This window comes from Stenotrophomonas maltophilia, from assembly GCF_047497515.2.
Lineage (GTDB): Bacteria > Pseudomonadota > Gammaproteobacteria > Xanthomonadales > Xanthomonadaceae > Stenotrophomonas.
On the sequence record NZ_JAXAXL020000001.1, the window covers coordinates 291,479 to 317,613 of the forward strand.

A 26,135-nucleotide genomic window follows, 5' to 3' on the forward strand; every position below is an offset into this window, starting at 1 on the left:
TCCCATGCCTCCCGTGAGCAAGATCGACCTATTGCCGGCCGAGGTGCGCGACGAGCTGGATCGGCGCCTGGTCGCCAATGCCTTCGGCGGCAGCATTTCGCTGTCTGAATGGCTCGGCGAGCAGGGCTATGAGATCAGCAAGACCACCGTCAACGAGCGGGCCAAGCGGCTCAAGCGCCGCTTGGCCTCGATCAGTGCCAGCACCGAGGCCATGAAGCTGGTGGCCGAGCAGGCGCCGGATAATGCCGCCGAGCGCGGTAGTGCACTGCTGGGCCTGCTGCAGACCGACCTGTTCGAAGCGCTGCTGCAGTTCCAGGAAGCGGCCGACCAGGACGATGAGAACATTTCCCCAGCCGATCGCATTGCGCTGTACAGCAAGGCGGCTAAGGCCATTGCTGAACTGACCCGCTCTTCCATCGTGCGCGAGAAATGGGCCGGCGAGATCCGCCAGAAGGCGCTGATCGACGCTGCCAGCCGGGTTGAGGAAGCGGCACGCGCACAGGGCCTGGACGCTGCCGGGGTGGACTTCTGGAAGAACCAAGTACTGCATGGGGTCGGCTAAGTGAGCGCACTCGGTTCCCTGCCCGATACCGAGCGCATCCTGGACTGGGATGAGTTGCCCGAGAGCGTGCGCGCCATTTCGGCCAACTTCGACATCAGTAAGGCTGGCGTACTGATGGCCCATCAGTCCGAATGGATCCGGATGCAGGAAGGGCTGGATATCGCGGTCTGCGAGAAGGGGCGCCGTACCGGCATCACCTTTGCCCAGGCCTTGGCCGACACCATCACTGCGGCTTCCGCTAAGGACGCCGGCGGTGACAACGTGTGGTATATGGCCGACACCAAGGAAAAGGGCCTGGAGTTCATTGGCTACGTGGCCAAGTTCGCGCCGATCATCGCTCGAGGCCAGGCCTCGCGGATCGAGCAGCACATCTTCCAGGACCAGCAGCCCGACGGCACCAGTCGGCAGATCCAGGCATTCCGGGTTCGCTTCGCCAGTGGTTTCCGTATCACGGCACTGTCCTCGCGCCCGGAGAACATCCACGGCCTGCAGGGCGTGGTCGACCTGGACGAAGCGGCGCTGCACAAGGACGTGGCCAAGGTGCTCGAGTCGGCCACCGCGCTGCTGATCTGGGGTGGCCGCATCCGCGTGTGGTCCACCCACCGTGGCAAGAAGAACCCGTTCAATCAGCTGGTGCAGGACGTCCAGGCCGGCCGCTACGGCAAGAAGGCCGGGGTCATCCGCATCAGTTTCGATGATGCGGTGTCCAATGGCCTGTACGAGCGGGTCTGCGCCATGCGTGGCAAGGATGCCACCGCCGAGGGCAAGAAGGAGTGGTACACCGCCATCCGCTCGGCCTACGGCCCGCGCAAGGCCGCCATGCGCGAGGAGCTGGACGTCATCCCGCGCGATGGCGATGGCTCAGCCATCCCTTCGGTCTGGATCGATCGGGCCATGCCCGAGGTCCGGCCCGTGCTGCGCCTGGTCTTCGATGATGACTTCCCCAAGCGCTCTGAGAAGGAGCGCGAGATCTGGTGCTCGGTCTGGATTGCTACCACGTTGCTGCCAGTGCTCCGTGCTGCGGTGGCCGGGTTCACCGGGCGCTGGGCGATCGGCATGGACTTCGCGCGCCACCGTCACTTCTCGGTCATCAAGCCTGCCAAGGTCGGGCAGGATCTGCGCCGCGACGTGCCGTTCCTGATCGAGATGGCCAACGCGCCCACCCGCCAGCAGGAGCAGATCCTGTGGGCGCTGCTGGACGCGCTGAAGGAAGGATTCCCTGGTCGCTGGTCATTTGCCGGCGATGCCACTGGTCCCGGCCAGACCTTGATGGAGTACACCGGCGACCGCTACGGCCGGGCTGAGCTCGATACCGAGACGGGCCGCTACATCGGTGGCCCAATCCACGAGGTCACCCTGTCGCGCCCCTGGTACGGCGAATGGATGCCCAAGTACATCGCGCTGTTCGAAGACGGCTTCCTCAGCCTACCCAGGGACGCGTCCCTGGAAGACGACCACCGCGCAGTGGAGTACGTCGACGGCATCCCGATGGTGCCGCGTTTGGAGCGAAAGGACCTGCAGGATCCGGAGCTGGTGCGCCACGGCGACGGCGCGATCGCCGGCGTGCTGATGCAGTTTGCCGCACTCAACCACGTCACCTCGGTGCCCATCGAGTTCCAGGCGGCCGGTGCGCGCGCCTACATCGGCGACGGCCGAGCCGACGGCGTGGCCACCGTCGTGACCGATGATGCCTTCGGCACGGTCAGCGGCGGCAATGATTTTGGAGGATTTGCATGACCACCGCCCGCCCAGAGATCGGCCGCGAGATTGCCACCACTGCCGATGGCATCGACATCACCCGTGGCTACACCGGGCCACTGCTGCTGCCCTTTGACAGTGTCCTGCGCAACCGCGGCGGCTACGACCTTCAGATCTACGAACAGGTGCTGTCCGACCCGGAGGTGAAGACCACCTTCGGCTCTCGCCAGGATTCGGTGGTGGCCTGCGAATGGCAGGTGGAGCCCGGCGGCGAGAAGCGCATCGACCGCCAGGCGGCAGAGTATCTGCAGGAGCAGCTGCATGGCATCGGCTGGGACAACGTCACCCGCAAGATGCTCTTCGGCGTGTTCTACGGCTATGGCGTGGCGGAGATCCTGTACAAGGTCGACGGTACTCGCATCGGCCTGAAGGACATCAAGGTCCGTAACCGTCGGCGCTTCCGTTACGGCAAGGAAGGTGATCTGCGCCTGCTCACCCAGACCCAGATGACCGAGGGCGTGCCGGCGCACGCGCCCTATTTCTGGAACTTCTGCTCCGGTGCCGACCACGACGATGAGCCGTACGGCCTCGGCTTGGCGCACTGGCTGTACTGGCCGGTGCTGTTCAAGCGCAACGGGCTCAAGTTCTGGCTGATCTTCCTTGAGAAGTTCGGCATGCCCACCGCGGTGGGCAAGTACGACACCAACGCAACCGATCCGGAGAAGGCCAAGCTGCTGCAGGCCACCCGCGCGATCCAGACCGACAGCGGCATCATCATGCCTAAGGGAATGGAGCTGGCGTTGCTGGAGGCCGGACGTAGTGGCACGGCCGACTACAAGGCCCTGCAGGACTACATGGATGCCACCATCCAGAAGGTGGTGCTGGGCCAGACCGCCAGCACCCAGGGCACGCCCGGCAAGCTGGGCAACGACCAGCTGCAGCGCGAGGTGCGCCGCGACATCATTACCTCCGATGCCGACCTGGTGTGCGAGTCCTTCAACAAGGGGCCAGCGCGCTGGCTCACCGAATGGAACTTCCCCGGCGCAGCCATTCCTCGGGTCTATCGCGTCACGGAAGAGCCGGAGGATCTGGACGCTACCGCCAGCCGCGACAAGAAGATCCTCGACCTCGGCTACAAGCCCAAGCAGGTCTACATGGATCAGACCTATGGCGACAACTACGAGCCTGTCCAGGCGCCGCAGGATCCGCCTGCGGTACCGACGGCGATCGATGGCGCCCAGTTCGCCGACGCCAGCGGTGCGGTGGTCAGCTTGCTGCGCAGGCACTATCCCGCCGCCTTTGCCGACGCCACCCCGAAGACGCCCGATCCCGCTGTCGAGCTGGGCCAGCAGCTCGATCGCCGGCTGTCGCCCATTGGTGCTGGATGGGTCGAGCAGATCCGCCAGCTGGTTGATGAGGTCGACTCGCTGGAGCAATTGCGCGACCGGCTGTTTGAGCTGCACCCGAACATGACCCTGGACGACTACGCCTCGGTGATGGCCGATGCGATGACGGCAGCGACGCTGGCCGGCCGTACCGACATCCAGGGCGCGGGGGACTGATCAATGGCTGCGGTTGCCTACGCTCAATTGCCCTTCAAGGAGCAGATCGAGTTCTTCCGTCGCAAGAAGAACGTGCTGACCGAGAGCTACCTCGACGTTTGGGAATCCGAGCACGACACCAGCTTCATGGTGGCCGGCGCCAACCGTGACGCGCTACTGGCCGATTTCCGGCAGTCCATTGACCGGGTGATCGCCGAAGGCCGCACACTGGAACAGTTCCGGGAGGACTTCGACCGGATCGTGGCCACGCATGGCTGGGACTACAACGGCGGCCGGAACTGGCGCTCGCGGGTGATCTACGAGACCAACCTGCGCCAGAGTTACAACGCCGGCCGCTGGGCCCAGCTGCAGCAGCTGATCAAGGTTCGGCCGTTCTGGCGCTACAACCACAACGACGCCGTCGAACATCCGCGGCCGCTGCACGTATCCTGGAACGGCATGGTGTTGCGCCACGACGATCCGTGGTGGCGCTACCACTATCCAGCCAACGGCTGGGGCTGCCAGTGCTACGTCGATGCGCTCAACGAGCGCGACCTGCGCCGGTTGGGCAAGGATGGTCCCGACAAGGCTCCCGAGATCGTGATGCAGCCGGTGATCGTCGGCCAGCGCAGTCCCGGTGGGGCGCGCACCGTGCTGACGCCGGCAGGCGTCGATCCAGGGTTCGGCTACGCGCCGGGTGCAACGGCCGACCACTGGCCCAGTGGCCGCGGTGGTCCGGTCACCCCACCATCGTTGACCGGGCAGCTGACCTCCGCTCTGCAGAACGCCCTGGAGGCGGGAGCGCGGTTGCCGGCGGCGCCAGCGGCGGCCAGCGCTGCCCAGGCCTTGGCGCGGCCGCGCGCCAGGGATGCTCTGCAGGCCGGCTATGCCAGCTGGCTGGCCAGCATTGATGCCGATGCTGCCCACGCTGCCCGCTACCTGGCCGGGGCACTGTCGCCTGGACTGGTATCGCAGCTGCAGCGTGCCACCGTTCGCCCAGCGACGGCGGCCTTTGCCGTGTTGGCCGAGCAGCTCCCCATCACTCGGCCTGGCGCGGTGGCCATCGCCGCAGCCGAGCTGCCGATTCGCCTTCTCGATGCGGTGGCCATCCTGCTGGACGCTGCCGCAGGCCGCTTGCGCTATGTGCTGGCGGTGGGACGTCCTGCCTTCATGGTGGTCGATGTGGCCATCTCGGAAACGGGCGTCAGCACGGTGCAGTCCCAGCTGCAGATGCTGATGCCCGCCGAGCTCCAGCGCGGCGTTGCCGATGGCACGCTGCAGCTGCTGCAGGGAGATATCTGATGGCGCAGCTCGAAGTCACCCTTGATTCGGCGACACCCGGTCTGGCCGAAGCGCTGCGGCAGCTGGAAGGCGAGGCGCGCCAGCTGATCCTGAAGGACTGGGGCGAGTACCTGCTGAGGTCCACGCGCGAGCGGGCCGCAAAGGAGCGTGACCCGACTGGACATCGATGGCGCGCGCTTGAGCCAAGCTACAAGCGCTGGAAACAGAAGAAGCGCCCTGGCGTGCCGATTCTGAAGTTCGATTTCCACATGCTCGGTGACATGGCTTCATGGCAAACGGACGGGAACGATGCCGTCCTGGTCGGTACCAATGCACCCTATGGCGCCATCCACCAATTCGGCGGCACCATCCAACGCGCCGCGCGTCCGGCCAACATCCACCTGAAGACGGGTAAGGGCGGCAGCCGGTTCGTCAAAGCCAGTCGTAGGAACGCGCGCTACAAGCGCTCGGTCACAATGCCCGCGTACACGAACACCATCGCCGCTCGCCCGTGGCTCGGTGTCAGTCGCGAGGATGAGAAGGAGCTGCTGGATATCGCCCAGGATCACGTGAGCGGCGCCTTCGAGTGATCATTGCGTAGGAGGCGCTGTGTACGCCTCCATGCTGGGGCCGCCACACTCGGACGTCATCGGTGGCTGCTTGGTGTCTGACACACCTCTGAAGGCCGCGTCGGTGCCTGCATCCGCGCAACAAGATCACTGCACGCGGATCGTCCATCTCTGTTAGACGTTTCTTGCAGAATGCGGTCCCAATGCGTGAGACGGCACTGCGGGAAAACTGGCGACATGAACCAATCTGTCGCTGCCCGGGAAAGTTGGAAACCAGTTTCAAAGACAGCGTGTTCTGACGCGGGAAAACTGGCGGCATGAACCAGCCCGCCGCCACCCTGCAGATCTTCAAAGCCGGCACGCACGTTGCCGAAGACGGCCGCACGCTGACTTTCAGCGAAGCGGATGTGCAGCAGATCGCCGATAGCTACGATCCGGCACTGCATGAGGCACCCATCGTGGTGGGCCATCCCAAGACTGACGATCCGGCCTATGGCTGGGGCAAAACTCTTCAGGCCAAGGACGGCCTCCTCGTCGCCGAGCCGCACAATGTTGATCCTGCCTTTGCAGAGCTGGTCAACAACGGGCGCTTCAAGAAGATCAGCGCTTCGATCTTCATGCCCGATTCGCCGGGAAATCCGACGCCGGGAAAGTACTACCTGCGCCACATCGGCTTCCTGGGCGCGCAGCCGCCGGCAGTGAAAGGGCTCAAGTCGGCCTCGTTCGCTGAGGGCGACGATGCCGCCTGCTTTGCCATGTCGCTGGCCCCGCTGGGCTGGACGCTGACGGACCTGTTCCGCCGCTTCCGCGACTGGCTGATCGACACCCAGGGCCTTGAGACGGCCGACCAGGTCATTCCCGACTGGCAGATCCGTGGGATCGAGAGCAGCACACGCGATGACGACGAAGCGCGCAACTCAGCCCTCTTTGCGTCGCCATTGCTCACCCAGTTCCCGCGCAGCGCCATCGGCGCGCCAGCGCCCATCCCGGCAACACCTCCCACTCGTGAACAGGTCAAATCGGAGATCGACCCCATGTCCCAGCAGAACACCCCGGAGCACGCCCAGCGTCAGCAGCAGCTCGACCAGCAGGCTTCCACCCTGGACGCTCGCGAGAAGGCCCTCGCCGCCCGTGAGCAGTCCGCCCGACGCGAAGATGCGGTGGCGTTCGCCGAAGGCCTGGTGAAGGAAGGCAAGTTGCTGCCCCGTCAGCAGCCGGCCGTGGTGGAGCTGCTGCTGGCCCAGCCGAATGGCAAGGAACCGCTGAACTTCGCCGAGGGCGAAACGACGGTGTCCAAGCCAGCTGAGTCGGTCCTGCGCGAGCTGCTGACCAGCCTGCCCAAGGCAGTGGACTTCGGCGAGAAGTCCGGTGGCGACGCACCCAACGCAGCGGCGAACTTCGCCGCGCCCCCGGGCACGCATGTCGATGCCGGCCGCGCGGATCTGTTCAACCAGGCCAAGGCCTACCAGCAGCAGCACCCCGGCACGTCCTGGGCGGCTGCAGTCGCCGCGGTCGGCGGCTGACCTTCCCATCCAGGAGCCCACCATGTCCCAGAACATCGCTCTGCTCACGCTGTCCGTGCTGGCCGCGGCAGCCCTCACCCACAACCGCTTCGTCTCGCCGACCGGTGAAGTCGCCGCTGCCGGCGGCAACGCCTGCGGGGTTGCGCGCTCGGATGCCGCCGTCGGGCAGTTGGCGCCGGTCGACGTCTTGGGCACCACGCAAGTGACCGCAGGTGGCGCAATCGCTGCCGGCGCCGCCCTCCAGGTGGGTGCCGATGGCAAGGCCATCACCGCCGACGCCGGCAAGGTCGTTGCCCGTGCGGCGCCTGGCGCCACGGCCACCGCCGATGGCGATGTCCTCGAAGTGATCCTCATCCCGAACTGACCGGCTAGTGCCGTAGGAGATTTACATGTCTGGACAAATGACCCCCGGCCAGGTTCGCGTCGTTGACCCGATCCTTTCCGAACACGCCCGTGGCTACCGCCAGGCGCAGCTCGTGGCCACCGCGCTGTTCCCCTTCGCCGACGTCGCCGCCTATGGCGGCCAGGTGATCGAGTTCGGCAAGGAGTCCTTCAAGATCTACAACGCCAAGCGCGCCCCCGGTGCCAATACCAAGCGCATCCGCTTCGGCTACGAGGGCAAGCCGTACGCCATCGTCCCGAGCGCACTGGAAGCGCCGGTGCCGCGTGAACATATGCGAGATGCAAGCCAGGTGCCGGGGATCAACCTGAGCACCCGGGCCGTGAACATCGTGCTGCGCTCGCTGCTGCTGGAATACGAGGTGGACAGCGCCAAGATCGCCACCAATGCAGCCAACTACGACAACGACCACAAAGTCGCGCTGGCTGGCAACAACGTGTGGTCCAACGCTGCTTCGAACCCCGCGCAGGACGTCGAAACCGGCAAGGAAGCTGTGCGTGACAGCATCGGTCTGTATCCCAACACCATGCTGTTGTCTGCCAAGGCGTTCAAGCAGCTCAAGCAGCATCCAAAGCTGATTGACCGCTCGGCCAGCACCGGCATTCGCAAGGTCACCTTGGATCTGCTCAAGCAGGTTTTCGAGATCGACAACATCGTCGTCGGCGGCGGTGTGGTGGCCGATGACAATGGCGCATTCGGTGATGTCTGGGGTACTTCGGCTGTTCTGGCCTACGTCAGCCCTGGCGCTGACGTGAACGCCAACGTCGAGGAGCCCAGCTACGGCTATGGCTATCGCATCGAAGGCATGCCCCTGGTCGAAGTTCCCTACTGGGACAACAGCGCCAAGAGCTGGATCTACGGGGTCAGCAACGATGCCACCCCGGTCCTGGCAGGCATGGCCGCCGGCTATCTGATCAGCGGCGCAGGCAACTGATGACCGGCGCCGGCGAAGGATAGTCGGCGCAGTTGCCGCCTTACCCGTACAACCCAGCGAGCGGCAGCACCAGGCAAACGCGGGCCTGGCCGTGCGGAGCACAGCAGAACCATGCGTGACAGCCGGAGAGCACGGCACCACACCTATTCGGAGAACTCGTCGTGGCCAAGCCCCGCACTGCGCCGCCCAGCGCACCCAAGACCGTCCAGGACGACCAGCCGGCCGACGTGCCAGTCGTCACGGAAGACAAGACTGCCGACGCACCGCCGGCGACGGACGGCTTGGTGCCGGAGCAAGGCCACAGTGAGCTGGAGACCGCCACGTCGGCGGCCTCCGCAGGCGATGGTGCTGCCGTCGACCCGCTGCAGTCTGACCATCCGGCAGCGGACCAGGACGCCGCCATCGACGCGGGTGCTCCGTCGCCGGAAGCCGACATCACCATTGAGGTTGCCGCCGGTGGAGCCGATTCGCCCAATGCACTGGTTTCTGATGGTCTCTGGCTGCCTATGTGCTTTGAAGTACTCAGCCCGTTCAAGCACAACGACGTCGTCGTCAAGCCGCCGGCGTGGATCGAGATGACGTGGGAAGAGGCGCAGGCCTACCAGGATGCCGGTGTCCTCGGTGACGACCCGGTCGCCCCGGAAGAGCTGGAGTAACCGGCCGTCATGTCCTACTGCACGCTCGCACTGCTGTCGGCGGCCAAGCTCGCCCAGGAGCTGGCGCAGGTGGCCACGCCGGAGCGCTATCCGATTGTGGACGATGCGCTGATGGATGCCACGCTGCTCGGCAGTGATCGCAGCGCATTCGACCCGGCCGACGTGGCGATCGCCGATGAGGCGGCCGCGCACGTGCAGCGCGCTCTGGACGATGCCGATGGCGTGATCAACGGCTACCTGGTCATGCGCAAGCCAAAGCCCTATCCGGTACCGCTGCCAGCGCCGGTACCGGGCATCGTGTCCACCTGGGCACGGTGGATTGCGCGCTACCTGCTGCACAAGGATCGAGTCAACACCGAGGAACGCACCGATCCGGTGGTGCGCGACTACAAGGAGGCGCTTGCCTTTCTGGAGAAGGTGCGCAAGGGCGAGTTCAGCCTTGGTGAGGATGATCCGCTGCCGGCGCCGAGCAGCGGTGCGCCAGAGGTTTGCGCGCCGCCGCGGGAGTTTAGCCACCGCACCCTGCAGGACTACGGCCGGTGAGCACGCAGCCCTTCGACATCGGGCTAGTGCGCGATCGCATCCGCCAGGGCGTCAGCGAGAAGGAGCTGCGCCAGGTGCAGGGCAGCGCCGACTACGCTGCTGTTACAGCGCTGCGCGACTTCCCCGCGCCGTGCTGCTACGTGCTGCTGGCCCGGGAGATGCCGCTGGAGACCAAAACCGGCGTTTCGATCCCCGGCCAGCAGTCGCGCCTGGCGCAGTTGGTCGAAGTGAACTTCGCGGTGGTGACCGTCTGCCGCAACTACCGCGAGCAGCGTGGGGCGCAGGTGATCGATGAGCTGCGCCTGCTGCTGGGCAAGGTTCGTCAGCCGCTGCTGGGCTGGACACCGCCCATTCCTGGTGGCCGTGCCTGCCAGCTCATCGAGGGCAACCTCGAGGACTACGACGCTGCCACCGCCCTGTGGGTCGACGTATGGAAGACCCAAGCCGTTCTTCAACCCGAGATTCCGCGATGACTACCCAGACCACTCAGAAGCACACGATCAAGAAGGCGGGCCTGACGCTTGCGAGCAAGCCCATTGCGGAAGGCGAAACGGTGGAGCTTCCTGCCGACCTGGTGCCCTGGGCGGTTGAGCGCGGCTTCATTGACGCTCCCGACGCCGATTCTTCCCCCAATCCGTCGCGCAAGGCCAACGGCCAGGCGACTGCTGCCATCGCCCAGGAGGCGAAGTAAGCCATGTCCGATACCGAGTATTTCTCCCTGCAGGGTCGCGTGTACCTGGGCCTGCGCAATGCCGACGGCAGCCGCGCACCGGCGCGTTGGGCGTATGACGCCAGCGTCCTCGAGCTGACCATGTCCAGCACTCGTGAAACCAAGAAGGAAAGCTGGTCCGGTGTGCGCGGTGTCGGCGCTACCATGACCACCGAGCGCAACCTCGGCGTCAATCTGACCCTGGGCCAGCTCAACACCGATCACCTGGCGCTGGCCACGGACGGCACCCGCATGGAGCTGGCTGCCGGCTCAGCAGCCAACGAGGCCATTGGTACGGTCAAGCCGGGTGATGTGGTCGCGCTGGAGTATGCGGCGATCAGTGCACTGGTTCTGGAGGGCGGCACCCCAGCCGCGCCGTTGGTGCTGGACACCGACTACACCGTCAACCTGACCACCGGCATCGTCACCTTCCTCACCGCTAAGACGGCGGTGGTGGCCAAGACCTATCAGTACGCTGCGCACAGCCTGGTGAAGGTCTTCGAAAGCACCAAGTCCGAGTACTACGTACTCTTCGACGGCGTCAACAGTGTTGATGGCACCACCATGCGCTTCCGCGGCGAGGTTCACCGCGTCACCTTCCCGGCCTCGGAGACGCTGTCGCTGATCAACGACTCCTTCGGCGAGATTGCGCTCACCGGCGAGGCCAAGATTGACCCGGTGCGGCAGGCCGATCCGCGCTTCGGCCTGTACGCCCGTGCCCTGCTGGTGGATGCAGCCTGATGGCCAAGGTGATCGGCAATGTCGGTCAGCGGTCCCCCGGATCCGGCACTACGGATCCGGGGGCCATAGCCGGTGAGCTGGACGTGTTGGCCGGCCAGCAGCAGGGGCAGCTCGGCGGAAAGACCATCACGGTGCGCGAGTACGGCTTCTTTGAGGCCGCCCGCATCCTGCAGACCGCCGCACCGCTGGTTACGGACCTGCAGCCGCTGTTCGAGGGCGCCGATCCGCCTTCCATGCTGCAAGTCATGGATGCACTGATGTCCCACCCGGATCTGATCCGGCATCTACTGGCATGCTCGATCGCGGCGCCGCCGGCTGATGCCAAGGATCACGCAGCCGAGGTGCGGGAGCAGGAAGCGTGGCTGGAGACGCTCAACGAAACCGATGGCGAGCACATGCTGCTGTTGTGGTGGCAGGCCAATAGCAGTTTTTTTCTCCGCCGCCTGCTCCGAAACGCCGTCAGTCAAAAGGCACTCCCGTCGGTTACGGACGCGTCTTCACCGACCTGATCAACGCTGGCTACGGCCGCAGCTTTGGCGATATCGGTCGCATGACCAAGCGCCAGATATCCCTCGCCTGGGAGCACGTCCAGGCTCAGCAGCGGCGGGCACGGCGGGAGCGCATTACCGATGCCAACGCTGCGTACGCCGGCGGTAATTCGATGACCACCTTGCTGAAGGATCTGAAATAACAATGGCCTCCTCGCGCAACCTCGAACTGGCGATGCGCATCGCCCTGGACATCGAGCAGGTGCGCCAGGCGCTGCCAGTGGTCCAGAAGGGGCTCGCCTCGGTCAAGGGTGCCGGCCAGGATGCCGGCGCCGGCCTGGGCGACGTCACGAAAGAGGCGAAGAAGGCCGCTGATGCCTTGGACAGGGCCGCGCGCAGCAGTGCCGCCTCGGGCAGCCAAATGGAGGATGCTGGCCAGAAGGCGGCCGCCGGCGCGGCGGGCATGGCCACGGCAGGAGAATCAGCTAAGGCCATGTCGGCGGATGTGGCCACCGCCGCAGATCGCGTCCGAATGTCCGGCGTAGCGGTACAGAACACAGTGGCCGATGAGATTCGCCTGATCTCCGAGCTCGATGCACGTCTGGAGCGCGGCGCGGCGAGCATGTCCGATCTGGCCGACACCGAGGCGATGCTTGATCGGGTGATGGCGCGCGGCCTGATCACCACCGAGGATTACAACAGCGCGCTCAAGGCGCTGGACAAGCAGGAAGCGGGCCTGGCTCGGTCGGAGCAACAGCGTCAGCGTGCTGTTGAGGGCGCCCTGGGGCGCTATGACAGTGCATCAGTAAAGCTGCAGAAGCTCGAGCGGGACGAGCAGGAACTCAAGGCGGCGGTAGATGCCGGCCGCATCAGTCGCGAACAGTACAACCGCGCCCTGGCGGGCATCAACGTCCAGCGCAACGCGGTCAAGGTTGCCGAAGCGACCAGCCGCAGCCTGGGCGCCGGGGCGATCTCGGCCGGCCAGTACCAGATGGCCATGCGCCAGCTGCCGGCGCAGATCACCGATATCACCACCAGCATCGTCAGCGGCATGCCAATCTGGATGGTGGCCATCCAGCAGGGCGGCCAGCTGAAGGATTCCTTCGGCGGTGTCGTCCCCGCCGCCCGCGCACTTACCAGTGCGCTCAACCCCGCGGTGGTCGTCCTGGGCGGTGTGGCTGCCGGGCTGGGTGTTGTTGGCTTTGCAGCGCTGCAGGGCTACAAGCAGCTGCGAGCCTTTGACGCCGCTGTGATCTCGACCGGCCATTCACTTGGCGTGTCCAGCGGTCAGCTCTATGCCCAGGCGAATGCCGTCGGTGCGGTCACCGGCGAGTACTCCGATGCTACGGCGGCCGCGCAGCAGCTTGCTTCCAGTGGGAAGCTGACGGCCAACACGCTATCCACTGCAATCAGTGTCGCGGTCAACCTGGCCAAGCTGACGGGCGAGTCGATCGACGGCACCACCGCCAAGGTGATCGAGGTCTCCAAGGCGCCTTCGGCTACGCTGGCCAAGCTCAACGAGCAGTACCACTTCCTCACCGCAGCGGTGTACGAACAGGTTCGAGCCCTGGAGGACCAGGGCAAGGCGACCGATGCCGCCAAGGCCGCGCTGGAGGCGATTGCCAATGTCAGTGACCAGCGCGTCAAAGAAATGGAATCACGGGCGGGCTATCTGGAGCAGGCATGGGATGCAGTGGCCCGTACGCTCAAGAGGGTTTGGCAAGGGCTGAAGGACATTGGCCGCACCGACTCCGAGGCGATGCTCCGCGCGGAAACTGCGGCGATGCGTGGTACGACCGAGCAGCTGCAGCAGGCGCTGAAGAACGGCAACACGCCAGCCATCAGCTACTACTACGACCTGCAGATCAAGCAGATGGACCGGCTCCGCAAGGCTCGGGCCGCCTACGATCGTGACGTCAATGCTGCCGAGAGCGCCGGCCAAGCCCAGCGCATCCAGGATGCCGGCGTCGAAGCCGCCAAGGCGATCGCATCGGGTCTGGAGGAAGGTGCCAGCAAAGCGGAGAAGCTGAAGAAGGCGACCGAAGAGGTTGCCAAGCAGTTCCGCGAGCTGCGCAAGGCTAATCCAGGAAGCGACCTCCTCAAGGGTGTCAGCTTCGGCGACGATGGCAGCGTCAGCGGCGGTGCCTACGACAAGCGGGTTGCCCAGCTGCAGGAGAAGTTCAAAGAGCGCACCCGGAAAGCGCCGAAGACGGAAGGTCAGAAGGATGAGGCCGCAGCACAGCGAGAGCTGGAGCGACTCAAGCAACAGATCGATCTGGTCGGAACCCTGGATGAGACTCGCAAGAAAGCGACCGAGACTGCCCGCATCCAGGCAGCTATTGCTGAGGGCAACTTCCAGAATGCTTCGGCGAAGACCAAGCAGGAGTTGCTGGACGAAGCCAAGAAGCTGGATCTGGCCAACCTGCGGGTCGAGGCCGACCGCAAGATGCTGGAGATCCGCGATCGCATTGCAGCTCTGCAGGGCCGAGGGCCGGATGCGGAGTTGGCCAAGACCACGCGTGAACTGACGAAGCTGAAGGAAGAGCTGGAAGCCGCCGGACGGTCTGCTGACGCTGCAGATGTTGCCAAGCTCCTCAATCTGAGCAAGGCCAGCACGGATCTGAAGAACCTTCAGGACACCTACAACCAGGTCATGGCCGGCATCGCACTGGGCCAGCAAAGAATCCAAGTGGAGCTGGAAGCAGGCTTGATCACGCAAGCCGACGCACAGCAACGCGTGGTTGACCTGTATCAGAAGCAGAGCTCGGCCTTGCGGGATCTTGTTCCGCAGATGCGAGCAGCGGCAATGGCACTGGGAACGCCGGAAGCAATCGCCGCGGTCGATCAGATCGACCTGAAGCTCAAGGAAATGGTTCAGACCACGAACCTGCTTCAGCAAACCGTTAGGACGACGCTTCAGAACGGCTTCAAAGAAGCCTTTATGTCGCTGGCAAATGGAAGCGCCTCGTTAACTGACGCAGTGCGCGGATTCTTCTTGTCCGTTTCCAGCGGCTTGGCCGAGTTCGTGGCCGATCAGTGGTCGCAGGCGTTGGCCAATCGAATCACGTCGATGGTGTTCGACAAGGGGGTGGATGCCGGAACTGACGCGGCCGCCGCTGCCGCGACTCAGGCTTCAGCAGCAGCTCTGTCGACTGCCGCTGCCGGCGTCACCGCCGGCGCCACGGCAGTGGCCACCAGCGCAACCGCGCTAAGCACCTCGGGCGCGGGCTTAATCACTGGGGCATCTGCGGTGACGGCTGCCGCCATCCAGATGCAGGCTGCGGCACAGGCGATGGCCGCTGCGTCGGCCGTGAGAGCGGCCGCCAGCTATGCGGTAGGCGGTTACACCGGCCCTGGCAGCAAGTATCAGGAGGCCGGCACGGTCCACGCGGGTGAATTCGTCCATCGTCAGGAAGTAGTACGCCAGCCTGGCGCCCTGGCATTCCTCTACGACTTCAATAGGGTGGGTATGGCCGCGCTTGAGCGTTGGCGTGGCTATGCCGACGGAGGGCATGTGGCAGCGATGCCCACGCTGCAGCGGTCCCCCGTGTTCACCAGCGCAGCTTCGGCGCCGCCGAGCACTGCTGCGCAGTTGGGCCTGCGCGTGATCAACCAGGTTTCGCCGGACCTGCTCGACCAGTACCTGGACGACCCCGGCAGCGACACCACCGTCATCAACAAGATCAGCCGCAACTCTGCGGCGATCCGCCAAGTATTGGGACTCTGAGCATGGCCTGGGCAACGGACACCGCCGCCAACATCACCGACCTCATGGCCCGCCTGCGGGACTTCCTGACCACCAATGCCGCCCTGGTGGCGGCGAACCAGCAATGGCAGGTGGTGGGTGGCGTGGCCAGCGGTCCGATCGCGGCCAACGATTTTGTGTCACTGAAGGGCCGAGGTCTGGCGGGCGAGGATGAGATCTACGTGTCTCTGCAGGCGTGGGTGGTGCCCGCCAGCGCTTACTACAACATGGCGATCTTCGGTCATACCGGCTACAACCCGGCGCAGCCGCGCGTGGATCCTCCTGGCTCCAATTCAAATCCGGTAGCGCTGCTGGGCGTCAACTCGCCGATCAAGTACTGGTTCGTTGCCAATGGCCGTTGCTTCAAGGTCATCACGCGAATCAACGGCCGCTACGACGCCGTCTACGCCGGCTTCATCTTGACCGACCATCTGCCAGCCGACTGGAGCTACCCGCTTTTCATCGGGGGATCGTGCCTGGAGCGGAACTACCTGGCCTCGTCGGATGGCTACGAGCATTCCAATTTCTGGAGCCCCAACGCAGACGGTACGAACAACACCAATCGCAGCCAAGCGTATCTGTTCTCGCCAATGCAGGCTTGGGTTCCGATCCGCAACCTCGCTCTGAACGGATCTCTCACTACCGGGCGTATGAGCCTGCCGTGGGCAAAGACAATCTGCAACCAGAACGTGCGCAACTGCCTGGACGGGCAGCGCTGGGTACAGCGCGGTCAGTTGGCGGGCTTTGCGTGGGGCGGCAGCCTCACCGACAGATCTTCTCCCGACAGCCAAATGCCTGAGAAGGGACAGTTCTATGGCAGCTTCGACGGCGTCTTCTACACCCCGTCCTTCGGTGCAACGGCGGAGCAGGTGGCAGCGGTGGGCGGTGTTGACCACCTGGTGGTGCCTAACGTGTACCGCACCGGCTCTGGCGAGTTCGCCGCGTTTTCCTTGGAGTGATGTAGAGATGGCCTACGCCGAATTCAGCAACGTCCCCAATGTGCAGACCCTGATCGACCTTGTAGTGCAATTTGCGCAGGCCAATGGCTGGACCGTTGAACGCAACAATGTGACCGGGGCAAATCGTACTGCCACCGTTCGCATCCCTGGCGTGTCCGACTACGTTCACCTGTTCAACACCGATCAGCTCAGCCTGCAGTCGCGCCTGTCCGTCGGGTACAACGGCGCGCTCGATCCTGCGTCGCAGCCGCTGCAGTCTCCCCGTGCTGTGTCGACCCGCGACCTGGTCGGTCCGTTCCCGCGTGTGAAGCTGTTCGCCAATGGCACCGCGATCCACGTCGCCATCGCCCAGGCCACCGCCGGCGAGTATCGGCATCATGCATTTGGGGTTCTTGCCAAGGCTGGAGCCTACGAAGGTGGTACCTATGTCGATGGCACATACTGGCCACTGAACACCAGCTCCAGTGGTGTGATCGGTACCAACGCCCCAACGGTGGTGCTGTTTGGATACACCACCGGGTTGGGTTGCGGACAGGTGCGGGCCGACTCTATCGAGGACGGGCGTAGCAATAGCTACCACATGATCTGCAACAACTATGCTGGGTCACTTGGCACGGAGGGTCAGGCTGGCAGTGGCGTTGGCCCGAGCTACCAGGGGTCATACAACGACATAACGATTGATCACCTCTGGCTAGGCCGAGCGTTAGGCAACGCCGATGAGAACACCTTTTCCGGTCGCAGCATCTTTCACCCGATCCAGTTGTGGGTCAGGCGAGCTGGAACCACCCCCAACCTGTCGCCGATCGGCGAGGTGATCGGGCTGCGGGCCTGCTACCTGGAAAAATTGGAACCCGAGCAGGAGATCGCGATCGGTGCTGAGACTTGGGTTGTGTTCCCGTGGGTACGCAAGCTAACGATGGCCAGCGGTTCGAACCAGCCTCCGGCAAGCAACGCCTATGGCTGGGCAGTCCGGAAGTCCTGATGGCGCTTCTCCTTTCCACCTCGATCAGCGCGGGGCCGAACTGGCGAAGCCGGAACCTGGACATCGCACGCACGCGGATTCCAGTGCCATTTCGTGGCGCGCTTGCCAGCGCTCGCGTGCTGGCGGGCCCGGCACGTGAGGCCACCATTGTCGAACCCGAACAGCGCTCGGCCGGTCCCGCGCTGCGCACCTCCTTCGATGACTGGTACCACCGAATCCACATCCTGCCGCTGCGCATTGACCTCGGTAATCTGGTGACCAACCAGGTGCGATTTGTGCAGGTCTGGAACGCCTATCTGCAGCCTCAGACCTTGGCCTCGGTGGTGCTGGAGAATGGCGAGGGTGTCGAACTGGTGGGGCCAGGCACGCCGCCGCTGACGTTCGCGCCGCTGCAGCTGCGCAGGTGGCAGCTGTCGATCACTACCGAGGGGCCGCCCGTCATCGCGGCCACGCTGTCCTACGACTTCGTGGCCCTGGGCAGCCGCACAGTCACAATCACCGGCAATCGCATGTCGGCGTGGATGTTGCCGCCAGATTGGTCCCGGCCGGTGTCGGAGACTCTGGCGTGGGCAACCGACGTTCAGCAGGCCGCCAGCGGTGGCGAGGCGCGCTTCCCCCTTCGCGGCTCCCCGCGACGCTCCTGGGAATTCAGCGTCCTGGCCGATCGCCGCGAGCGTCAAGTGCTGGAGCACGCGTTGTTCGACTGGTCGGCACGTACCTGGGCGCTGCCCATCTGGAATGACGTGTCCTGGCTGCAGTCGCGCCTGGCACTGGGCGTGCAGTCCATTCCGGTACCGGCCGCCACCCAGCGAGACTATCGGCAGGGCGGCCTGGCGATGCTCTGGCGGGACGTCACCACCTATGAACTGGTCGAGGTCGCTGGCATTGCCAGCAACGCCCTGCAGCTGGCTCGACCTACTGCCAACGCCTGGGCGCCAGGCACGCGGGTGTTGCCCTGCAGGACAGCGCGCCTTGCAGAAACACCCAGCCTGGAGCGCCTGACCGACCAGGCTGTGCGCTCCACCGTTCGCCTGACGGCCGTAGAAACTTGCGACTGGCCTTCTGTCGCGCCGGCGGTCACCTATCGCGGTCGACCGGTACTTGAGCAACGGCCTGACCTGGACCAATCGCCGACCGCTGAATTCGGCCGGCAGTTGGTCGTGATTGATGGGGACATCGGTCCGATCGCGATCGATGACTTCACGGGCAAGGCCTGGCCGGTGCAGACCCATGCTTGGCAGACGTGGGGCCGCGCCGAGCAGGTCAACCTGCGCAGCCTGCTGTACTGGCTGCAGGGGCGCGCGGCCGCACTGTGGGTACCGTCCTGGGCCGATGATCTGGAGCTGATCGAGCCCGCCTTGGCCACCTCCGGTGGCATCGTGGTGGCTTGGGCAGGCGTGTCGCGCTTCGGGCGCGCTCAGCCCGGCCGCCGCCATCTGCGCATCGAGCTGTTCAATGGCCAGGTTCTCTACCGCCAGCTGGTCCAGGCCACCGAACTTGATCCGCAGCGCGAGTTTCTGCAGTTGGACGTGCCCCACGGTATCGCCCTGCAGCCTGCAGCCATTCGCCTGATCAGTTGGATGATGCTGGCCCGCCTCAGCTCCGACACCGTCGAGCTGTCCCATGAAACCGACGGCGAAGGGCTGGCTCGCTGCAAGGTGTCCTTTGCCGGCATCGGTGCCGAGGAAGGTGAATCGTGAGCCTGTTTTCCCGCCATGTGGAGCTGTACGAGTTCGGCCGCGGATCTCAGCGCTGGCGCTACACCTCCAGCGATAGCGCAGAATTCTACGACTCGCAGCAGTTCAGCCCCGTGGCCATCAAGCGCGGCCGCCTGGGGCAGTCGGCGCAGGAGGCCCGGTCGAATCTGGAGTTGACGGTACCGCTGTCGCTGCCCCTGGCATCGGTGCTTCGCCCGTTCGCACCGACTGAACGGATCACGGTGCGTTGGCGCAGGGTGCGCAAGAGCGATGGCGTCATCCGCGACACGTGGAATGGCGTGTTGAGCGACTTCAACGAACGTCAGAACGACCTTGTGCTGACCTGCCAGAGCAACATCGGCGCAGCTGCCACCAATGGCCTGCGCCGCTGCTGGCAAGGCCCGTGCCCCTTTGCGCTGTTCGACGAAGACTGCGGACTCAATGCAGAGGCTTTCCGGATCGATGGCGTGTTGTCGGCCGCATCCACGCAGACGGTCACTTCCAATGCCTTTGCTACCAAGCCGGATGGCTGGTTCGTGGGCGGCTTCATCAAGTGGAAAAGGGGCACCGCCACTGAGTACCGCTTTGTCGTCGGTCATGTAGGTCCGGTACTGACCCTGCTGACCGCTGCGCCGCTTGCTGCCGGTGAACTTGTTTCGGCCTATCCCGGTTGCGGCCACGCGCTATCGGTGTGCCACGAAAAGTTCAACAACTCGCTCAACTTCGGCGGCCAACACACGATCCCGAAGAAAAACCCCTTCGGCCCTGACCCCATCTTCTGAGGAGCCTCCCATGTGGGTCCAAATCATCGTAATGATCGTGGCGCTGATCGTCAGCTACGTGATGCGCCCAAAACCTACAGTCCCGAAGCCGGCATCGCTGGAGGATTTCAACGTACCCACGGCAGAGGACGGTCGCGAGTGCGCAATGGTTTTCGGCACGAACTGGATCGATGACCCGAACGTGCTGTTCTACGGGGATCTGCGCACCACGCCGATCAAGGTCAAGGGTGGCAAGAAGTGATGAATCGCCCTGTCCTGGTCACCGTTGACCATGCTCGCGCCGCAAAGCTTGGCGAGGGTAACGGCGTGCTGTGCGCTGCAGGCATCCGTACCTGGATGGACCGGCATGGACTGGATCTCCGCCAATTCCTGGACGAAGGCCTGCCGGCCGAGCAGTTCGAGGCCCTGGACGATGCCTTCGCCCAGCGGCTGGCTCTGATAGCACGCGAGGAGGCCAGCCGTGGGTAGTGGCAAGAAGCAGACCGTCGGCTACCGCTACTACATGGGCATCTACTTTGGCGAGTGCCTTGGGCCGGTCGACGCCTTGCGGGAGATCCGCGTCGGCGATCGGATGGTGTGGGACGGCAACGTGCAGACCGCCTGGACCAAAATTTTCGGCATCAACGTGCCGCTCACGGTGCCGGCCACGGGGCCGATTACCTCCTCGCGAACCATCACGATTCTTGCTCCCGAAGTGTTTGGCGGCGACAAGGGTGAAGGCGGGATCGTCGGCAAGCTGGAGGTGCGCATGGGCGAACCTACACAGATGCCCAGCGCCTACCTGCAGTCGCTGGTGCCTGGGCCGTGGCCGGCGGCTCGGGGGCTGTTCACAAGTGTGTTCAACGGCCAGGTGTCGGCCATGAACCCCTACATCAAGAACTGGACCAAGAAGGTTTCGCGCTGGCGCGCTGGCTGGAAGAAGGGCCTATGGCAGGGTGGCCTGGTGCAGATCGATGAAGGCATGAACCCGGCCCACATCATCTACCAGGTCCGCACTGAGGGTATGGGGCACCCGATCGAGGTGATTGACGAAGCCAGCTTCCTTGCCGCCGCGCAGGTGCTCAAGGATGAAGGTCTTGGCTTGTGCCTGAAGTGGTCCAGGTCGGTGCCCGCCGGTGAGTTCATGGACATGGTATGCGACCACATCGGCGGCATGCGCATTGAAGATCCGGTGACAGGTCTGACCAAGCTGGTGCTGGTGCGGCCGGACTATGACCCGGCCACTCTGGCAGAGATCGGTCCTGGCCAGATCATCGAGATGATGGAGTGGCAGCAGCCGATGCTGGAGAACAGCGTCAACGAGATCACGGTGGTCTATCGCGATATCGCCACCAACAAGGATGCTGCGGTCACCTATCAGAATCTCGCCAGCGTGCAGGCCCAGGGCCGGGTGGTCAGCAGCCGAAAGAACTATCCGGGCCTGTGGAACGCCACGCTCGCCGCCCGCGTCGCGGCGCGCGAGGTGGCGGCGGTAAGCAGCCTGCCCTGCAGGGTGAAGATCCGGGTGCGGCGCGATGCTGGCCCCTTCGAACGTGGTCAGGTGCGTGCGCTGTCGTGGCCACGGCGTGGCGTGGCCCGCATGCCAGTGCGCATTCTGGACGTCGACGAAGGCACGCAGACCGAAACGGCCGTGGTGCTGACCGTTGGCCAGGACGTTGCCGGCATGGCGGCTGCCAGTTACATCCAGCCCTCTGATAGCGCCTGGGTCGAGCCGGATACCAAACCCAAACCGGTCACGGTGCAACGCCTGCAGGAGGCGAGCTATCGTGACCTGGCCACCACGCTCGGTGCGCCGGATCTTGCTGCCTTGTCGCCAGACGTCGGCTACCTGACCTCGATCGGCGTGCGGCCGTCCTCGGTGGCGTTCGGCTACACCCTGCAGACCCGCCTGGGCAACGCTGCATTCGCCGAAGCCGGTACGGCCGACTTCGCCCCCACCGGCCTGCTCACGACCGCAATGCCTGCCAAGAGCGAGCCGACTGCGATCTCGCTGGCCGCTGGAGTCAGCCTGGACGCCGTTGAGGTCGGCAGCGAAGCGTTGATCGATGACGAGCTGGTCCGGGTGGTGTCGATAGATCCGGTGGCCGCGACGCTGACCGTGGCCCGTGGGTGCGTCGACACCGTGCCAGTGCAGCATGCGGTGGGCTCGCGGGTGTTGTTCACCGATGAATACGTCGGTTTCGATGGTCGCGAGTACCTGGCCAACGAGGCGCCCGAGGCCAAGCTGATCACCCGCACCAGCCAGGGTGAACTGAACCCGGACCTGGCCACGGCGATCGCATTGACGATGCGCCGGCGCCACGTCCGCCCGTACCCGCCGGGCCGTTTGCGCATCAATGGCGACGCGTACCCGGCCGAGGCCTGGGGCACTGGCGGTACCGTGGTGGCCACCTGGGCACACCGCGATCGCCTCCTGCAGGCCGACCAGCTGGTCGACTCCGAACAGTCCAGCATCGGCCCAGAGCCAGGCACTACATACACCGCCCGCTGGTACCTGCAGAACACCCTGGTGCGTGAGCAGGCTGGCATCACGACCACGACCGACAGCTATCTGCCGCCGGTCGGCAGCGGCGGCAAGACGCTGCGCGTGGAAATCGAGGCGGTCCGAGCCGGTTTCACCAGCTGGCAGCGCCTGCAACACACCTTCCTATACCGCGCACAGCTTGTGACCGAGGCGGGCGACCGCATCGTCACGGAAGCCGGCGACCCGATCATCCTGGAGTAACCCCAATGCCTGACGTCAAACTCTCCCAGCTCGCCGCCGCCAGTGCGGCCTCGGTCGCGGCCGGGGCCGCCCTATGGACGATGGCGGGCCACATCCTTGGCCTCAACATGGAGTACGTCGGTCCGAAGTCGTTCCGAGTTTCCAGCGGCAGCGCCTGGATTCCCTCGCTGCAGCAGGCTATCGAGGTTCCGACTGCGCTGACCCTCAGCGGCCTGACGCTTGCGGCCAACACGTGGTACCACGTCTATCTGTTCCTCAATGGCACGACGCCGGCGATCGAGGCTGTTACTGACGCCCCGGCTGCTCCTTACAGCGGGACCGCCCGCGCCAAGACCGGCGCCTCCTCACGCCGCTACCTTGGCAGCTTCAAAACCGACGCGTCCTCCAACATCATCCAGTTCCAGGTCGGTACGAACGACTCTTTTGAGTATCGAATTCCCGCGAACACGCAGCCCCTGCGCTGCCTGAGCAACGGCACCGCCACCACCCGAACCACGGTGTCTCTGGCAGCCGCAGTGCCTCCCACGGCCACTGCTGCCAGCCTGATCCTCACCAATACGATGTCGAGCGGCTTCGGTCTCCTCTCCGTGCCAGGCGTAGCAGCCGAGCTTTTCGGCGTGCCGACCGCAGGCGGTGTAGGTCAGTTCTTCGACCTTGTGCTGTCGCCCAGCCAGACAATGGACTACCGAATCAGTAGCGCTGATTCCAATGGGCTCTACATCGACGTCCGTGCTTTCCGTATCGCTCGTTAGTTGACTAGAACAGGGCGCCAGGCTGGCAGCTGGAACTGTCAACCTGGCGCCGCAACACACGCGTACAGCCCGCGTGCTATTGGCCGAGGCCCTGCTCCCCGCGCGGGGGAGACAAGCCTCGCCCAGACCCATCGCAGAGGCTGAGAATGAAGACGACCACGCTGTTCCCCTGGCCGGGCGGGAAGACCCGCCTGCTGCCCCACCTGCTGCCCCTGGTGGCCGATGCCCCCCACCGAACCTACGTCGAGGCCTTTGCCGGCGGAGCTGCTCTCCTGTTCGCGAGAGAGCCGGCCAAGGCAGAAGTGCTGAATGACTGCCACGGCGAGCTGGTACGCCTGTACCGAGTGGTGGCCAACCACCTTGAAGAGTTCGTCCGGCAGTTCAAATGGGCCCTGACGAGCCGGGAAATGTTCCGTTGGTGCCAGCTCCAGCATCCGGACACCCTCACCGATATCCAGCGAGCTGCACGCTTCTACTACCTTCAGCGACTGGCTTGGGGGGGCAAGGCGACCGGCCAGACCCCAGGTTTCGGACGGGGCGGCAAGGGCCTCAATCTATTGCGTATTGAGGAGGATCTGAGCGCCGCACACCTCCGGCTTCACAAGGTCACCGTCGAGCACCTGGCCTGGCAGCAGTGCATGGCCAAGTACGATGCCACCGATACCCTGTTCTTCCTCGACCCGCCGTACTGGGAGACTGAGGGGTATGGCACTCCCTTTGGGATGGAGCAGTATCAGGAGCTGGCCCGGCAGATGGTTGGGCTGCGGGGCGCGGCCATCCTGACGATCAACGACCACCCGACCATGCGGGAGGTGTTCAGCCAGTTCGGGTGCCGAGTGGTGCCGATTCGCTACACGATCGGCCGGCAGGCAGTGCAGCGGCGGGAGTTGATCTACACGACCTGGTAGTCCGGCCGGGCCACGGGGCGGTTTCCGCCCCGTGCAATTTCATTCCGCAGGGCGCAACATTGACGCCCCACCGTTTATCTCACCTGTGGCGGGCGATTTATCGCGCGCCGTTACATCCGCGGCATGGATGCCGCGGCCAAGCCCCCAGGGACGGGTTCACGGCGTCCCCCGCGAATCCAACCCGCCCCGCCAAGCCGGGCAATAATCCAGAGCCGCTGTTGATGTTGCTGTTGCTGTTGCCGTGGCAGTAAAAGCCTGCCGCAGGCAGCGCCCGCGGCCGCCGCCGCAAAGGGAAACCCCTTAGATCTTCTTCGCCAGCGACTCCGCCAGGCCGGTGTAGCTGCCCGGGGTCATCTCCAGCAGGCGCTGCTTCGCATCCGCCGGCAGCTCCAGCCCCTGCACGAACGCCCGCATCGACTCGGCGGTGATGCCCTGGCCACGGGTCAGCGCCTTCAGCTGCTCGTACGGGTTCGGCAGGCCGTGGCGGCGCATCACCGTCTGCACCGCTTCGGCCAGCACTTCCCACGCTGCGTCCAGATCGGCATCCAGGCGCTGCGGGTTCACTTCCAGCTTGCCCAGGCCCTTGGCCAGCGAATCCAGTGCCACCTGGCTGTGGCCGAACGCGGTGCCCAGTGCACGCAGCACGGTGGAATCGGTCAGGTCACGCTGCCAGCGGCTGATCGGCAGCTTCGCGCTGAAGTGCTCGAACAGCGCGTTGGCGATGCCGAAGTTGCCTTCGGCGTTCTCGAAATCGATCGGATTGACCTTGTGCGGCATCGTCGACGAGCCGACTTCGCCTTCCTTCAGGCGCTGCTTGAAATAGCCCAGCGAAATGTAGCCCCAGACATCGCGGGCCAGGTCGATCAGGATGATGTTGGCGCGGCGTGCCGCATCGCCGATTTCGGCGACGTTGTCGTGCGGCTCGATCTGCGTCGTGTACGGGTTGAACACCAGGCCCAGGCTGGTCACGAAGCGCTCGGCGAAGGCCGGCCAGTCCACGTCCGGGTAGCTGGCCACGTGCGCGTTGTAGTTGCCCACCGCACCATTGATCTTGCCGGTCAGCTCGACCGCGGCGATCTGCCTGCGCTGGCGCTCCAGGCGCGCGACCACGTTGGCCAGTTCCTTGCCCAGGGTGGTTGGCGAGGCGGTCTGGCCGTGGGTGCGCGACAGCATCGGCTGGCCGGCCTGCGCGTGGGCCAGGGTGCGCAGGGTGGCGGCGATGCCGTCCAGGGTCGGCAGCAGCACTTCGCGGCGGGCCTGTTCCAGCATCAGGCCGTAGCTGAGGTTGTTGATGTCTTCGCTGGTGCAGGCGAAATGCACGAATTCCAGCGCCGGGGCCAGCTCGGCGTCGTCCTTCAGCTGTTCCTTGATGAAGTACTCCACCGCCTTGACGTCGTGGTTGGTGGTGCGCTCGATCTCCTTCACGCGCGCGGCCTGGGCCGGGCTGAAGCGGGCGGCCAGGTCGCGCAGGCGGGCGACGGCGGCGTCGGAGAACGGCGCCAGTTCGACGATGCCCGGTTCGGCGGCCAGGGCCAGCAGCCATTCCACTTCGACCACGATGCGGGCCTTGATCAGGCCGTATTCGGAGAAGATCGGGCGCAGGGCGTCGACCTTGCCGGCGTAGCGGCCATCGAGCGGGGACAGGGCGAGCAGAGCGGAATCGGACATGTCGGCAGGGCGGGGACGAGCGGCGGGGGCCATATTCTACGACGTGCCGGTCAGGTAGTGCCGGGCGCTGGCCGGCGACCACGCCCGGCGAGCGATTCCATGCGCTGCCGGCCAGCGGCCGGCACTACCCTTGCGCGCGCGGAACGGCCGTGCAGGCGGAACGATCTGGCCCGCCCTCGTCATCCCACGCCGCAGGCAAGGGAGTATCGTTGTCACAGCCGCCAGCCCGGGAAGCGACACCCTGCCAGCCGCCGCTTCCCTTTCCCCAACTG

26 protein-coding genes are annotated in these 26,135 nt (G+C 65.0%); 25 read left to right on the top strand and 1 reads right to left on the bottom strand.

Annotated features, from left to right (window positions below):
• Positions 1 to 13: 13 nt before the first annotated feature.
• The 25 genes from ACMZPQ_RS01530 (at position 14) to ACMZPQ_RS01650 (ending at position 24,195) form a co-directional block, all read left to right on the top strand.
• Positions 14 to 562, top strand: coding sequence for a DUF3486 family protein (locus ACMZPQ_RS01530; protein WP_050426959.1), 549 nt, complete (start codon positions 14 to 16; stop codon positions 560 to 562).
• Complete coding sequence (locus tag ACMZPQ_RS01535) at positions 563 to 2,299, top strand: hypothetical protein (RefSeq protein ID WP_024957613.1); 1,737 nt, start codon at positions 563 to 565, stop codon at positions 2,297 to 2,299.
• Complete coding sequence (locus ACMZPQ_RS01540; protein ID WP_024957614.1) at positions 2,296 to 3,822, top strand: DUF935 domain-containing protein; 1,527 nt, start codon at positions 2,296 to 2,298, stop codon at positions 3,820 to 3,822. Before ACMZPQ_RS01535 ends, ACMZPQ_RS01540 begins: the two co-directional genes overlap by 4 nt.
• A 3-nt stretch (positions 3,823 to 3,825) precedes the next feature.
• The gene (locus ACMZPQ_RS01545) at positions 3,826 to 5,103 is read left to right on the top strand and encodes a phage head morphogenesis protein (protein ID WP_099470413.1); all 1,278 of its coding nucleotides are present in this window, start codon (positions 3,826 to 3,828) and stop codon (positions 5,101 to 5,103) included.
• Positions 5,103 to 5,672, top strand: coding sequence for a phage virion morphogenesis protein (locus ACMZPQ_RS01550; RefSeq protein WP_024957616.1), 570 nt, complete (start codon positions 5,103 to 5,105; stop codon positions 5,670 to 5,672). Before ACMZPQ_RS01545 ends, ACMZPQ_RS01550 begins: the two co-directional genes overlap by 1 nt.
• 296 nt (positions 5,673 to 5,968) lie before the next feature.
• Positions 5,969 to 7,174, top strand: a complete 1,206-nt coding sequence (locus tag ACMZPQ_RS01555) for a hypothetical protein (RefSeq protein ID WP_024957617.1) — start codon at positions 5,969 to 5,971, stop codon at positions 7,172 to 7,174.
• 22 nt (positions 7,175 to 7,196) lie between these two features.
• Positions 7,197 to 7,538 carry a capsid cement protein gene (locus tag ACMZPQ_RS01560; protein ID WP_024957618.1) on the top strand — a complete coding sequence of 114 codons (342 nt, stop codon included), beginning with the start codon at positions 7,197 to 7,199 and terminating at the stop codon, positions 7,536 to 7,538.
• A gap of 25 nt (positions 7,539 to 7,563) precedes the next feature.
• Positions 7,564 to 8,508, top strand: a complete 945-nt coding sequence (locus tag ACMZPQ_RS01565) for a major capsid protein (RefSeq protein WP_024957619.1) — start codon at positions 7,564 to 7,566, stop codon at positions 8,506 to 8,508.
• A 161-nt stretch (positions 8,509 to 8,669) separates the two neighbouring features.
• Positions 8,670 to 9,164, top strand: a complete 495-nt coding sequence (locus tag ACMZPQ_RS01570; protein ID WP_024957620.1) for a hypothetical protein — start codon at positions 8,670 to 8,672, stop codon at positions 9,162 to 9,164.
• 9 nt (positions 9,165 to 9,173) lie between these two features.
• Positions 9,174 to 9,707: a gp436 family protein gene (locus ACMZPQ_RS01575; protein ID WP_024957621.1), complete on the top strand. Its 534-nt coding sequence runs from the start codon at positions 9,174 to 9,176 to the stop codon at positions 9,705 to 9,707.
• The gene (locus tag ACMZPQ_RS01580; protein WP_024957622.1) at positions 9,704 to 10,180 is read left to right on the top strand and encodes a phage tail terminator protein; all 477 of its coding nucleotides are present in this window, start codon (positions 9,704 to 9,706) and stop codon (positions 10,178 to 10,180) included. The genes ACMZPQ_RS01575 and ACMZPQ_RS01580 overlap by 4 nt, the downstream gene beginning before the upstream one ends.
• On the top strand, positions 10,177 to 10,398 hold the full coding sequence (locus tag ACMZPQ_RS01585) for a hypothetical protein (protein ID WP_024957623.1): 222 nt from the start codon (positions 10,177 to 10,179) through the stop codon (positions 10,396 to 10,398). The genes ACMZPQ_RS01580 and ACMZPQ_RS01585 overlap by 4 nt, the downstream gene beginning before the upstream one ends.
• A 3-nt stretch (positions 10,399 to 10,401) precedes the next feature.
• Complete coding sequence (locus tag ACMZPQ_RS01590) at positions 10,402 to 11,157, top strand: phage tail tube protein (protein WP_024957624.1); 756 nt, start codon at positions 10,402 to 10,404, stop codon at positions 11,155 to 11,157.
• The gene (locus tag ACMZPQ_RS01595; RefSeq protein WP_024957625.1) at positions 11,157 to 11,666 is read left to right on the top strand and encodes a DUF6631 family protein; all 510 of its coding nucleotides are present in this window, start codon (positions 11,157 to 11,159) and stop codon (positions 11,664 to 11,666) included. Before ACMZPQ_RS01590 ends, ACMZPQ_RS01595 begins: the two co-directional genes overlap by 1 nt.
• 41 nt (positions 11,667 to 11,707) lie before the next feature.
• Positions 11,708 to 11,848 carry a hypothetical protein gene (locus tag ACMZPQ_RS01600; RefSeq protein ID WP_153857040.1) on the top strand — a complete coding sequence of 47 codons (141 nt, stop codon included), beginning with the start codon at positions 11,708 to 11,710 and terminating at the stop codon, positions 11,846 to 11,848.
• A 2-nt stretch (positions 11,849 to 11,850) separates the two neighbouring features.
• Positions 11,851 to 15,372: a phage tail length tape measure family protein gene (locus ACMZPQ_RS01605; protein ID WP_024957626.1), complete on the top strand. Its 3,522-nt coding sequence runs from the start codon at positions 11,851 to 11,853 to the stop codon at positions 15,370 to 15,372.
• 2 nt (positions 15,373 to 15,374) lie between these two features.
• On the top strand, positions 15,375 to 16,349 hold the full coding sequence (locus ACMZPQ_RS01610; protein WP_329752436.1) for a hypothetical protein: 975 nt from the start codon (positions 15,375 to 15,377) through the stop codon (positions 16,347 to 16,349).
• Positions 16,350 to 16,356: 7 nt separating this feature from the next.
• Positions 16,357 to 17,331 (top strand): hypothetical protein, encoded by a 975-nt coding sequence (locus ACMZPQ_RS01615; RefSeq protein ID WP_414485997.1) that lies wholly within the window; start codon positions 16,357 to 16,359, stop codon positions 17,329 to 17,331.
• The gene (locus tag ACMZPQ_RS01620) at positions 17,331 to 19,031 is read left to right on the top strand and encodes a hypothetical protein (protein ID WP_024957629.1); all 1,701 of its coding nucleotides are present in this window, start codon (positions 17,331 to 17,333) and stop codon (positions 19,029 to 19,031) included. Before ACMZPQ_RS01615 ends, ACMZPQ_RS01620 begins: the two co-directional genes overlap by 1 nt.
• Positions 19,028 to 19,810 (top strand): phage BR0599 family protein, encoded by a 783-nt coding sequence (locus tag ACMZPQ_RS01625; RefSeq protein ID WP_141097899.1) that lies wholly within the window; start codon positions 19,028 to 19,030, stop codon positions 19,808 to 19,810. The genes ACMZPQ_RS01620 and ACMZPQ_RS01625 overlap by 4 nt, the downstream gene beginning before the upstream one ends.
• A gap of 10 nt (positions 19,811 to 19,820) precedes the next feature.
• Positions 19,821 to 20,051, top strand: coding sequence for a hypothetical protein (locus ACMZPQ_RS01630; RefSeq protein ID WP_024957631.1), 231 nt, complete (start codon positions 19,821 to 19,823; stop codon positions 20,049 to 20,051).
• Positions 20,051 to 20,278, top strand: a complete 228-nt coding sequence (locus tag ACMZPQ_RS01635; protein WP_024957632.1) for a hypothetical protein — start codon at positions 20,051 to 20,053, stop codon at positions 20,276 to 20,278. The genes ACMZPQ_RS01630 and ACMZPQ_RS01635 overlap by 1 nt, the downstream gene beginning before the upstream one ends.
• Positions 20,271 to 22,535: a hypothetical protein gene (locus ACMZPQ_RS01640; protein ID WP_329752432.1), complete on the top strand. Its 2,265-nt coding sequence runs from the start codon at positions 20,271 to 20,273 to the stop codon at positions 22,533 to 22,535. The genes ACMZPQ_RS01635 and ACMZPQ_RS01640 overlap by 8 nt, the downstream gene beginning before the upstream one ends.
• Before the next feature lie 5 nt (positions 22,536 to 22,540).
• A complete protein-coding gene (locus tag ACMZPQ_RS01645; RefSeq protein ID WP_024957634.1) occupies positions 22,541 to 23,287 on the top strand; it encodes a hypothetical protein in 747 nt (248 codons plus the stop codon).
• Between the two features lie 146 nt (positions 23,288 to 23,433).
• Complete coding sequence (locus tag ACMZPQ_RS01650; RefSeq protein ID WP_099470411.1) at positions 23,434 to 24,195, top strand: DNA adenine methylase; 762 nt, start codon at positions 23,434 to 23,436, stop codon at positions 24,193 to 24,195.
• A 300-nt stretch (positions 24,196 to 24,495) separates the two neighbouring features.
• Here the strand turns inward: ACMZPQ_RS01650 and purB are convergent, their stop codons facing one another.
• Positions 24,496 to 25,863 (bottom strand): adenylosuccinate lyase, encoded by a 1,368-nt coding sequence (gene purB / locus ACMZPQ_RS01655; RefSeq protein WP_197582188.1) that lies wholly within the window; start codon positions 25,861 to 25,863, stop codon positions 24,496 to 24,498.
• Positions 25,864 to 26,135: the final 272 nt, after the last annotated feature.

Excerpts from the sequence above, each read along its gene's own strand:
- ACMZPQ_RS01540 (WP_024957614.1), top strand. The coding sequence starts at position 2,296 with ATGACCACCGCCCGCCCAGAGATCGGCCGCGAGATTGCCACCACTGCC.
- ACMZPQ_RS01545 (WP_099470413.1), top strand. The coding sequence starts at position 3,826 with ATGGCTGCGGTTGCCTACGCTCAATTGCCCTTCAAGGAGCAGATCGAG.
- ACMZPQ_RS01550 (WP_024957616.1), top strand. The coding sequence starts at position 5,103 with ATGGCGCAGCTCGAAGTCACCCTTGATTCGGCGACACCCGGTCTGGCC.
- ACMZPQ_RS01555 (WP_024957617.1), top strand. The coding sequence starts at position 5,969 with ATGAACCAGCCCGCCGCCACCCTGCAGATCTTCAAAGCCGGCACGCAC.
- ACMZPQ_RS01560 (WP_024957618.1), top strand. The coding sequence starts at position 7,197 with ATGTCCCAGAACATCGCTCTGCTCACGCTGTCCGTGCTGGCCGCGGCA.
- ACMZPQ_RS01565 (WP_024957619.1), top strand. The coding sequence starts at position 7,564 with ATGTCTGGACAAATGACCCCCGGCCAGGTTCGCGTCGTTGACCCGATC.
- ACMZPQ_RS01575 (WP_024957621.1), top strand. The coding sequence starts at position 9,174 with ATGTCCTACTGCACGCTCGCACTGCTGTCGGCGGCCAAGCTCGCCCAG.
- ACMZPQ_RS01585 (WP_024957623.1), top strand. The coding sequence starts at position 10,177 with ATGACTACCCAGACCACTCAGAAGCACACGATCAAGAAGGCGGGCCTG.
- ACMZPQ_RS01590 (WP_024957624.1), top strand. The coding sequence starts at position 10,402 with ATGTCCGATACCGAGTATTTCTCCCTGCAGGGTCGCGTGTACCTGGGC.
- ACMZPQ_RS01595 (WP_024957625.1), top strand. The coding sequence starts at position 11,157 with ATGGCCAAGGTGATCGGCAATGTCGGTCAGCGGTCCCCCGGATCCGGC.
- ACMZPQ_RS01600 (WP_153857040.1), top strand. The coding sequence starts at position 11,708 with ATGACCAAGCGCCAGATATCCCTCGCCTGGGAGCACGTCCAGGCTCAG.
- ACMZPQ_RS01605 (WP_024957626.1), top strand. The coding sequence starts at position 11,851 with ATGGCCTCCTCGCGCAACCTCGAACTGGCGATGCGCATCGCCCTGGAC.
- ACMZPQ_RS01610 (WP_329752436.1), top strand. The coding sequence starts at position 15,375 with ATGGCCTGGGCAACGGACACCGCCGCCAACATCACCGACCTCATGGCC.
- ACMZPQ_RS01615 (WP_414485997.1), top strand. The coding sequence starts at position 16,357 with ATGGCCTACGCCGAATTCAGCAACGTCCCCAATGTGCAGACCCTGATC.
- ACMZPQ_RS01620 (WP_024957629.1), top strand. The coding sequence starts at position 17,331 with ATGGCGCTTCTCCTTTCCACCTCGATCAGCGCGGGGCCGAACTGGCGA.
- ACMZPQ_RS01630 (WP_024957631.1), top strand. The coding sequence starts at position 19,821 with ATGTGGGTCCAAATCATCGTAATGATCGTGGCGCTGATCGTCAGCTAC.
- ACMZPQ_RS01635 (WP_024957632.1), top strand. The coding sequence starts at position 20,051 with ATGAATCGCCCTGTCCTGGTCACCGTTGACCATGCTCGCGCCGCAAAG.
- ACMZPQ_RS01645 (WP_024957634.1), top strand. The coding sequence starts at position 22,541 with ATGCCTGACGTCAAACTCTCCCAGCTCGCCGCCGCCAGTGCGGCCTCG.
- ACMZPQ_RS01650 (WP_099470411.1), top strand. The coding sequence starts at position 23,434 with ATGAAGACGACCACGCTGTTCCCCTGGCCGGGCGGGAAGACCCGCCTG.
- purB (WP_197582188.1), bottom strand. The coding sequence starts at position 25,863 with ATGTCCGATTCCGCTCTGCTCGCCCTGTCCCCGCTCGATGGCCGCTAC.